Here is a 10,097-nt window from a genome sequence, read left to right as displayed (position 1 = left end):
GCTTCGAGCAACGCCGGAACATTGGCGAAGAAGTGATAGACCGACGAAGGCGGAATGTCCGCGCGCTCGGCGACGCTGTAGATCGACAAGCTGTCCACGCCCTCGGTGACCAGCATGGCGCGGGCGGCATCGAGAATCGCATCGATGCGCGCCTGGCTGGCGGCACGGGGTTTACGGGGCGTGGCGGGGCGGTTCATGGATCGGTCTCTTGGGTCGGATAAGTCACTATTGTACGGTGTGTACAGGCGAAACGCCTGCCTTGCCTGTAGACCAACATCGCGGTTGCGCTACCTATCAGATCTGTTAGTTAACCTGCACGACATACAGGGTGAGACTGGTGATCCGTGCTTTAAGGTTACTCAGGGGCCTGATCATGTCCGTACACCAGACACTCCTTTGCCGTTACCACTACGACCCGCTTGACCGTCTGGCCGGCCACGTAACGGCAGGCGAGGCCGATATCCGGCTGTTCTACCAAAAAAGTCGCTTGGCCATGCAAGCCCAAGGCGCGCTGCACCGTTCGATACTGCAAGTCGACGATCAATTACTGGCGCAGCAGCACTCTGCCGGCAAGGCAGTTGAAGCGACCTTGCTGGCCACAGACCAGCAGCGTTGTGTCTTGCAATCGATTGGCGGCGGTCAACGCGAAGCTTCGGCCTATACCGCCTACGGTCATTTACCGATGAGCAGTGGCTTGAGTAGCTTGCTTAGCTTCGATGGCGAGCGGCGTGACCCGGTGACCGGGCACTATCTGCTCGGTAACGGGTATCGAGCGTTCAATCCGGTCTTGATGCGTTTCAACAGCCCGGACAGTTTGAGCCCGTTTGGTGACGGTGGGTTGAATGCGTATGCGTATTGTCAGGGGGATCCGGTGAATTATAGAGATCCGACGGGACATATCATTGGGCCCTATTATGGGCTGATGAAAATAGTAGATCCTTTCACTGATTCGGTGAAGTGGTTGCGCGGTGCTAAGGTATTTCCGAAACGGTCCACTGTACCTGTGCGGGTTAGCGATACTCTTTCAGATACTACGGCTGTACTGCCTCGCCCAGTTGAAAGCATAAACGCAGGTGAAGGGCTGAGGTTTGATTTTTACAGTGAAGAATTTCGAAGAACGCTGAGTGGTGATGAGTATCTGGATTTCATGAACCAAAATCATGCTGCGTTTAATGCTTTCGATGCCAGAGGTGCTGTAGAGATTGATCGAGTGTTGGATCAGCTGGGGCGAATAAATGATTATAATCATCAAGTGCTGATGGATATGCCTCCGGCGATTGTGCCGCAAGAGTTGAGGCAAGAGTTAGCCAGTAATTTTATTCATTATCGCGAGCGTGTTAATCAAATGATAAATGCTTTGATCAGGCGCTGAAGTAATAGGTGGTTTTTATGCTGAAGCAATTAAAGTTAGCGCATCGCCAAATGTTTTATATTGGCGATGCGCTTTGTTTGGCCATCAAACCGTGTGCAAATACCAGTTGTACTCAAGGTCCGAAATCGAGTGCTCGAACTCTTCCAGTTCACTCTCCTTGCACGCCACAAAAATATCGATGTACTTCGGGTCGATATATCTGGCCATCAGATCTCTCTCATCGTGCGTAATGGAGGGCGCAGGTTGCATATGCCTCAGGTCGGCGAGTCGGGCGCGACCCTCCTGCCTGATACTTCTGCCAGTTACCTGCTCCGCTCTTTAGAGGGACACTGATGATCCACACGCCCGGATTACAGTGAGGCACGATCATGTCCGTCCATCAAACACTCCTTTGCCGTTACCACTACGATCCGCTTGACCGTCTGGCCGGCCACGTAACGGCAGGCGCGGCCGATATCCGGCTGTTCTATCAAAAAAGCCGCCTGGCCATGCAAGCCCAAGGCGCGCTGCATCGTTCGATACTGCAAGTCGACGATCAGTTGTTGGCGCAGCAGCACTCTTCCGGCAAGGCGGTTGATACGACCTTGCTGGCCACGGACCAGCAGCGTTCGGTGTTGCAATCGATTGGCGGCGGTCAACGCGAAGCTTCGGCCTATACCGCCTACGGTCATTTACCGATGAGCAGTGGCTTGAGTAGCTTGCTTAGCTTCGATGGCGAGCGGCGTGACCCGGTGACCGGGCACTATCTGCTCGGTAACGGGTATCGAGCGTTCAATCCGGTGTTGATGCGTTTCAATAGTCCGGACAGTTTGAGCCCGTTTGGTGACGGTGGGTTGAATGCGTATACGTATTGTCAGGGGGATCCGGTGAATTATCGTGATCCGACAGGATATGTAAAGTTTAGAGGTATGATTGCACGGTTTAGCCTGGATGCGCCTGCCTCATCAATTCCCATTCCCCGTGTAGCAACGCCTGTTTCAAGCGGTGTAGCCACCCCAAACACAATAGTGCGCCAGAGGCCGGTTGCCAGGGTGACCCCAATGCCCAGATCCTCTGTCGCAGTACCGATCAGCAATGCTCCCTCGGGATCGACGGCTTCCAATGCAGTTACGGCACCTCAGGCTCCACCTCCTGCGGCCAGAACATCCAGGGGGGCTGGAGGGAGCGTGCCTCGCCCAATCAATCGGATAGATACAGGTGGGGGATCAAGTTTCGATTTTTATGATGCGCGTTCATTAGCCGCTTTGAGCGATGATCAACTTGCGAGACACATAGAACAAAACTTTAGAGCTTTCATTAGTTTTGATGTGGTGCATGTCTTTTCAGCTAATAGGGCGTTTGAGAAAGTGCGGTCTATGAGTGATTATCTTGAGCGGTCTATACAAAACAGGCAATTGAGCGGCTGGACGACTTTTCAGAGGCAGCAGGTGCTAGGCAGGTTTCGGCAATATAGCGATAGCATACGCCAGGCAGGTAACTCTCTGGCCAGGCGTTAAATCTTAGTGTTTGACACGCGATAGAACATCAATGGCCTCAGCGGGCCATCAATGTTCTATGTCGGTATCAAACCGTGTGCAAATACCAGTTGTACTCAAGGTCCGAAATCGAGTGCTCGAACTCTTCCAGTTCACTCTCCTTGCACGCCACAAAAATATCGATGTACTTCGGGTCGATATATCTCGCCATCACTTCACTGTCATCCAGTGTCCGCAAGGCATCGCGCAGGTTGTTCGGCAAGCTCTGTTCGAACTGCTCGTACGAGTTGCCTTCTACCGGTGCCACAGGCTCGATCTTGTTGGTCAGACCGTGATGCACTCCGGCCAGTACCGAGGCCATGACCAGGTACGGGTTGGCATCGGCGCCGGCCACGCGGTGTTCGATACGCACCGAGTCGGCGGTGCCGGTCGGCACGCGGACGGCCACGGTGCGGTTGTCCAGGCCCCAGGTCGGCGAGTTGGGCACGTAGAATTGTGCGCCGAAGCGGCGGTACGAGTTGACGTTCGGGCACAGGAACGCCATCTGCGCCGGCAGGGTCTCGAGCACACCGCCGACCGCGTGACGCAATGCGGCGTTCTGCTCGGGATCCTCACTGGTGAAGATGTTCTTGCCATCGCGATCCAGGATCGAGATGTGCACGTGCAGTCCGTTGCCCGCCTGGCCCGGGTAAGGCTTGGCCATGAAGGTGGTGTCCATCTCATGGTCGTAGGCGATGTTCTTGATCAGGCGCTTGAGCAACACCGCGTAATCGCAGGCCTTGAGCGGGTCGGCGACGTGGTGCAGGTTGACTTCGAATTGCGCAGGGGCGCTTTCCTTGACGATGGCGTCGGCCGGAATACCTTGTTCCTTGGCGCCTTCGAGGATGTCTTGCAGGCAGTCGACGTATTCGTCCAGGTCGTCGATCAGGTAAACCTGGGTCGAGTGCGGACGCTTGCCGGAAATCGGTGAGCGCGGTGGCTGTGGGCGACCGTTCACGTTTTCCTGGTCGATCAGGTAAAACTCGAGCTCGAATGCCGCGCAGATGGTCAGGCCCATTTCGTCGAAACGGCTGACGACCTGGCGCAACACTTCGCGGGGGTCGGCGAAGAACGGCTCGCCTTCGAGTTCGTGCATGGTCATCAGCAGTTGCGCGGTAGGGCGCTTCTGCCAGGGCTCGTTGCACAGGGTATTGGGGATGGGATAGCAGATGCGGTCGGCATCGCCGATATCAAGACCTAAACCTGTGCTTTCGACGGTCGAGCCATTGATATCAAGGGCAAACAGGGACGCGGGGAGGTTGATGCCTTTCTCGTAAACCTTATGCAGGCTGGTGCGTTCGATTCGCTTGCCACGCACCACGCCATTCATATCTGCAATCAGAAGGTCGACGTAGAGAACCTCAGGATGTTCCTTAAGGAACGCGTTCGCTTCGTTGAGCTGAACGGCACGCGGGGGTACCGACATGATGCAACACCTTTGTTGTTAAAAATATCAATCATCTAGCCTTGCGGGGTTCAGTCAATCCGAAAGCCATGATGAAGTCAATAGAGCCATTTTTTGCCCTGAATTGGCCCTCTCGTGCCGAACGTGCTGCGTATCGGAGCATCTGCGAACGGCGTGAACCGCGATTCTGGCGCGACTCTGAGGGGCGGTGTTCAAGGCTTTTTGCAAAGTTGTGAAATAAAATGAACAGCGCTAAGCTCCGCTCCAACCCAGAACAGCAAAAATAGCGGGGGCTGGATGGCTTCTCTGTCATCGACCATCAACGACATGCGCTGCACAGCGCCGGCCAGATCCATACCCGGATCCATACTACATAGTTATGGTCGCCTTACCGCACCCTATCACTATAGTGGCGCGTCCAGCACCTTGCCTGTGGCACATGCCCGGTCTGTTGACACGTCTGCCTGCTACTTTAATTTGTCCTGCATTCATCAAAACAGCACCTGCCAGGCGCATTCTGCGCGGCTGGGTGTTGCGATCCTGCAGCGCGCCTTGCAATGTGACAGCGCCATGTCGCCAAAAATGCCTGATCGCCATCAGGACATACCAAACCTGAGGTATTTATGAGTAGCAACCTCGACCAGCTCACCGATTGGTTGAAAGAACACAAGATCACTGAAGTCGAATGCATGATGTCCGACCTGACCGGCATCACGCGTGGCAAGATTTCCCCGACCAACAAGTTCATCGCCGAAAAGGGCATGCGCCTGCCTGAAAGCGTGCTGTTGCAGACCGTGACCGGCGATTACGTCGAGGACGAGATCTACTACGAGCTGCTGGACCCGGCCGACATCGACATGATCTGCCGCCCGGACGCCAACGCCGTGTACCTGGTGCCGTGGGCCATAGAGCCGACCGCGCAGGTGATCCACGATACCTACGACAAGCAGGGCAACCCCATCGAGCTGTCGCCGCGCAACGTGCTCAAGAAGGTGCTCAAGCTGTACGCCGATCAGGGCTGGCAGCCGATCGTGGCGCCGGAGATGGAGTTTTACCTGACCAAGCGCAGCGACGACCCCGACTACCCGTTGCAGCCGCCGGTGGGCCGCTCAGGACGTCCTGAAACCGGTCGCCAGTCGTTCTCCATCGAAGCCGCCAACGAATTCGACCCGCTGTTCGAGGACGTCTACGACTGGTGCGAGTTGCAGAACCTGGACCTCGACACGCTGATTCACGAAGACGGCACGGCGCAGATGGAAATCAACTTCCGTCATGGCGATGCCCTGTCGCTGGCCGACCAGATCGTGGTGTTCAAGCGCACCATGCGCGAGGCAGCGCTCAAGCACAATGTGGCGGCAACCTTCATGGCCAAGCCCATGACCGGCGAGCCGGGCAGCGCCATGCACCTGCACCAGAGCATCATCGACATCAATACCGGCAAGAACATCTTCTCCAATGAAGACGGGACCATGAGCCTGCTGTTCTTGCAGCATGTCGGCGGCCTGCAGAAATTCATCCCCGAGTTGCTGCCGTTGTTCGCGCCTAACGTCAACTCGTTCCGGCGCTTTTTGCCCGATACCTCGGCACCGGTGAACGTCGAGTGGGGCGAAGAAAACCGCACCGTCGGCCTGCGTGTACCGGATGCCGGTCCGCAAAACCGCCGCGTCGAAAACCGCCTGCCGGGCGCCGACGCCAACCCGTACCTGGCGATTGCCGCCAGCCTGTTGTGCGGCTTTATCGGCATGGTCGAAGGCATCAACCCCAGCGCGCCGGTACAGGGCCGCGCCTATGAGCGCCGCAACCTGCGCCTGCCGCTGACCATCGAAGACGCGCTGGAGCGCCTGGAAAACAGCAAGACCATCGAGAAGTACCTCGGCAAGAAATTCATCGTTGGCTACGTCGCGGTCAAGCGCGCCGAGCACGAGAACTTCAAGCGCGTGATCAGCTCATGGGAGCGCGAGTTCCTGTTGTTCTCCGTTTGATCCTGTAACCGTATTACCACCCGGCAATGGAGTGTCTTCATGACCGCCAAGAACCCGCAAACCCTTCACTGGCAAGGCCTGAGCCACCAGCACCACCTGGCGCCCTTCAGTGACTACAAGCAACTGAAGGAAAAAGGCCCGCGCATCATCACCCGTGCCGACGGTGTGTACCTGTGGGACAGTGAAGGGCAGCAGATTCTCGACGGCATGGCCGGGCTGTGGTGCGTGGCGGTCGGCTATGGCCGCGAAGAACTGGTCGCGGCGGCCAGCCGGCAGATGCGTGAACTGCCGTACTACAACCTGTTTTTCCAGACCGCCCACCCGCCGGCGCTGGAGCTGGCGCAGGCGATTGGCCAGATCGCCCCTGAAGGCATGCACCACGTGTTCTTTACCGGCTCCGGGTCCGAGGGCAACGACACCATGCTGCGCATGGTGCGCCATTATTGGGCAATCAAGGGTCAGCCGAACAAGAAGACCATCATCAGCCGGGTCAACGGTTATCACGGCTCGACCGTGGCCGGCGCCAGCCTGGGCGGCATGAGCTACATGCACGAACAGGGCGACCTGCCGATTCCGGGCGTGGTGCACATTGCCCAGCCGTACTGGTACGGCGACGGCGGCGACATGACGCCCGACGAGTTCGGCATCTGGGCGGCCGATCAACTGGAAGCAAAAATCCTCGAACTGGGCGTCGACACGGTCGGCGCATTCATTGCCGAGCCGATCCAGGGCGCTGGCGGGGTCATCGTGCCGCCAGACAGCTACTGGCCGCGCATCAAGGAAATCCTCGCCCGTTACGACATTCTGTTCGTTGCCGACGAGGTGATCTGCGGTTTCGGCCGCACCGGCGAATGGTTCGGCAGTGACTACTATGGGTTGAAGCCCGACATGATGACCATTGCCAAGGGCCTGACCTCCGGCTACGTGCCGATGGGCGGGCTGGTGGTGCGCGACGAGATTGTCGCGGTGCTCAATGAAGGCGGCGATTTCAACCACGGCTTTACCTATTCCGGGCACCCGGTGGCGGCAGCCGTGGGGCTGGAAAATATCCGCATCCTGCGCGAAGAAGGCATCGTCGAGCGGGTGCGTACGCAAACGGCACCCTATTTGCAGCAGCGTCTGCGTGAACTGAGCGATCACCCGCTGGTGGGCGAGGTGCGCGGGGTCGGCTTGCTGGGTGCCATCGAGCTGGTCCGCGACAAGACCACCCGGGCGCGCTATACCGGGCAGTCGGCAGGGATGATCTGCAGAACCTTCTGCTTCGAGAATGGCCTGATCATGCGGGCCGTGGGTGACACCATGATCATTTCGCCGCCCCTGATCATCAGCCCGGCGCAGATCGACGAGCTGGTGGAAAAGGCGCGCAAGTGCCTCGACCTGACCTTGATGGCACTGCAGAGCTAATCGGCTTGAAAGCCTTGCCGGTAAATTGCCAGACTAACGACGCTGCCACTAACGACAATTCTGGAGCTGTACGCATGAAAACATTCGGCAAGACCCTTCTCGCCTTGTCCATGGCGGGCATGATGGCCGCCAACGCGCAGGCCGCTGACCAAGAGCTGCACGTGTACAACTGGTCCGATTACATCGCGCCGGAGACCATTGCCAAGTTCGAAAAAGCGTCGGGCATCAAAGTGGTCTACGACGTGTTCGACAGCAACGAGACCCTTGAGGCCAAGCTGCTGGCGGGCAAGTCCGGCTATGACGTGGTCGTACCGAGCAACAACTTCCTGGCCAAGCAGATCAAGGCGGGCGTTTATCAGGAACTGGACAAGTCGAAACTGCCGAACTGGAAAAACCTCGATCCTGACCTGCTCAAGGCCGTTGGCGACGCCAGCGACAAAGGCAACAAATACGCCTTCCCGTACATGTGGGGCACCATCGGCATCGGCTACAACCCCGAGAAGGTCAAGGCTGCGCTGGGCGTCGACAAGATCGACTCGTGGGATGTGGTACTCAAGCCCGAGAACATCGCCAAGCTCAAGAGCTGCGGCGTGAGCTTCCTCGATTCGCCAACCGAAATGATCCCGGTGGCACTGCACTACCTGGGCTACCCGACCAACAGCGAAGACAAGAAGCAACTGGCCGAAGCCGAGGCGCTGTGGCTCAAGATCCGCCCTTCGGTCGCCTATTTCCACTCCTCCAAGTACATCTCGGATCTGGCCAACGGCAACATCTGCGTCGCCATCGGTTATTCGGGTGACCTGGAACAGGCCAAAGAGCGCGCCAAGGAAGCCGGCGACAAGGTCAAGCTGTCCTACACCATTCCGAAAGAAGGCGCTGGCAGCTTCTATGACATGGTTGCCATTCCCAAGGACGCCGAACACGTCGATGCGGCCTATCAGTTCCTGAATTTCCTGCTGCAGCCGGAAATCATGGCCGAGATCACCAACGAAGTGCGCTTCCCGAACGGTAACAAGGAAGCCACCGAACTGGTCGACAAGGACATCTCGGGCGACCCGAGCATTTACCCGCCAGCCGACGTCAAGGCCAAGCTGTATGCGATCTCCGACCTGCCGGCCGCGACCCAGCGTTTGTTGACCCGCAGCTGGACCAAGATCAAGTCCGGGAAATAAAACTGTCACAATTAGTGTGGATGCTGCGTGGCCTGCGGGCCGCGCAGTGCTTTGCAGGATGAATGCACAAGAAAGGTCGACCGACGAGCCGTTCCTTGAAACGGCAGGACCACTTCAAAAAGGACTGATACCTTGTCTATCCCCAATCTGTTCAAAGTCTTGCTGGCCGGAACCGGCCTGACCCTGGCGGTCAGCGCCCAGGCCGAATCCACGGTACACATCTACAACTGGTCCGATTACATCGGCGAGACCACGCTGGCCGACTTCCAGAGCAAAACCGGCATCAAGCCGGTCTACGATGTGTTCGACTCCAACGACACGCTCGAAGCCAAATTGCTGGCCGGGCGCAGCGGTTACGACGTGGTCGTACCCAGCAACCATTTTCTGGGCAAGCAGATCAAGGCCGGGGCTTTTCAGAAGCTCGACAAGTCGCTGCTGACCCACTATCAAAACCTCGACCCCGTACTGCTCAAGCGTCTGGAAAAGAACGATCCGGGCAACCAGTACGCCGTGCCGTACCTGTGGGGCACCAACGGCATCGGTTACAACGTCGAGAAGGTCAAGGCTGTGCTGGGCGTCGACACCATTGACTCCTGGGCGGTGCTGTTCGAGCCCGAGAACATCAAGAAGCTTTCAAGCTGTGGCGTCGCCTTGCTCGACTCCGGCGACGAGATGATCCCGGCAGTGCTTAACTATCTGGGGCTGGACCCCAATAGCACCAAGGAGGCCGACTACAAGAAGGCCGAGGCCAAGCTGCTGGAAATCCGTCCTTACGTGACCTATTTCCACTCGTCCAAGTACATAGCTGATCTCGCCAATGGCGAAATCTGTGTCGCCGCCGGCTTCTCGGGCGATGTATTCCAGGCCCGTGACCGTGCCGCCGAGGCCGGCAAGGGCGTCAAGATTGCCTACAGCATCCCGAAAGAGGGCGCGAACCTGTGGTTCGACATGCTCGCGATTCCGGCAGACGGCAAAAACGTCAAAGAGGCCCATGCATTTATCGACTATGTGCTGGAGCCTGCTGTCATCGCCCAGGTCAGTGATCAGGTCGGCTATGCCAACCCGAATATCAAGGCCGGCGAACTGATGGAAGCCTCGATTCGTGACAACCCTGAGGTGTACCCACCGCAGGCGGTGCTGGATCGATTGTTTGTGAACAGCGAGCTGCCCGCCAAGGTGCAACGTCTGATGACCCGTAGCTGGACCAGGGTCAAATCGGGCAAGTAAAAATCCAGCGCCTGGCCGCCA

General features: G+C 57.6%; 9 protein-coding genes and 1 pseudogene. 6 read left to right on the top strand and 4 right to left on the bottom strand.

The genetic code is table 11. The features are described 5' to 3' along the window. Positions 1-197 (bottom strand): TetR/AcrR family transcriptional regulator (locus tag ACYP2A_RS17725; RefSeq protein ID WP_459746916.1); only part of this gene is annotated, 197 nt, incomplete at its 3' end. Between the two features lie 173 nt (positions 198-370). Here ACYP2A_RS17725 and ACYP2A_RS17720 point away from each other — a divergent pair. Next, on the top strand, positions 371-1,372 hold the full coding sequence (locus ACYP2A_RS17720) for an RHS repeat-associated core domain-containing protein (protein ID WP_459746937.1): 1,002 nt from the start codon (positions 371-373) through the stop codon (positions 1,370-1,372). A gap of 84 nt (positions 1,373-1,456) precedes the next feature. On the opposite strand, the pseudogene ACYP2A_RS17715 reads toward ACYP2A_RS17720, so the two are convergent. Beyond that, positions 1,457-1,594 (bottom strand): annotated as a pseudogene (locus ACYP2A_RS17715) (hypothetical protein); the annotation flags it as partial. A gap of 146 nt (positions 1,595-1,740) precedes the next feature. On the opposite strand from ACYP2A_RS17715, the gene ACYP2A_RS17710 reads away from it, so the two are divergent. After that, a complete protein-coding gene (locus ACYP2A_RS17710) occupies positions 1,741-2,868 on the top strand; it encodes an RHS repeat-associated core domain-containing protein (RefSeq protein ID WP_459746915.1) in 1,128 nt (375 codons plus the stop codon). 67 nt (positions 2,869-2,935) lie between these two features. On the opposite strand, the gene ACYP2A_RS17705 is transcribed toward ACYP2A_RS17710, so the two are convergent. Together ACYP2A_RS17705 and ACYP2A_RS17700 are read right to left on the bottom strand one after the other, a co-directional pair. Next, positions 2,936-4,312: a glutamine synthetase family protein gene (locus tag ACYP2A_RS17705; protein WP_459746914.1), complete on the bottom strand. Its 1,377-nt coding sequence runs from the start codon at positions 4,310-4,312 to the stop codon at positions 2,936-2,938. 191 nt (positions 4,313-4,503) lie between these two features. Beyond that, entirely contained in the window at positions 4,504-4,647 is a 144-nt protein-coding gene (locus ACYP2A_RS17700; protein WP_459746913.1) for a hypothetical protein, read from the bottom strand. A gap of 267 nt (positions 4,648-4,914) precedes the next feature. Here ACYP2A_RS17700 and ACYP2A_RS17695 point away from each other — a divergent pair, with 267 nt between their 5' ends. The 4 genes from ACYP2A_RS17695 (at position 4,915) to ACYP2A_RS17680 (ending at position 10,076) form a co-directional block, all read left to right on the top strand. Beyond that, positions 4,915-6,273, top strand: a complete 1,359-nt coding sequence (locus ACYP2A_RS17695) for a glutamine synthetase family protein (RefSeq protein ID WP_459746912.1) — start codon at positions 4,915-4,917, stop codon at positions 6,271-6,273. 39 nt (positions 6,274-6,312) lie between these two features. Then, a complete protein-coding gene (locus ACYP2A_RS17690) occupies positions 6,313-7,677 on the top strand; it encodes an aspartate aminotransferase family protein (RefSeq protein ID WP_459746911.1) in 1,365 nt (454 codons plus the stop codon). A 74-nt stretch (positions 7,678-7,751) separates the two neighbouring features. Further along, positions 7,752-8,849, top strand: a complete 1,098-nt coding sequence (locus tag ACYP2A_RS17685; protein ID WP_459746910.1) for a polyamine ABC transporter substrate-binding protein — start codon at positions 7,752-7,754, stop codon at positions 8,847-8,849. 132 nt (positions 8,850-8,981) lie between these two features. After that, positions 8,982-10,076 (top strand): polyamine ABC transporter substrate-binding protein, encoded by a 1,095-nt coding sequence (locus tag ACYP2A_RS17680; RefSeq protein WP_459746909.1) that lies wholly within the window; start codon positions 8,982-8,984, stop codon positions 10,074-10,076. Positions 10,077-10,097 lie beyond the last annotated feature (21 nt).

It is taken from the genome of Pseudomonas sp. 3A(2025) (assembly GCF_054589175.1).
This window is presented reverse-complemented; position numbering and strand designations above follow the sequence as displayed.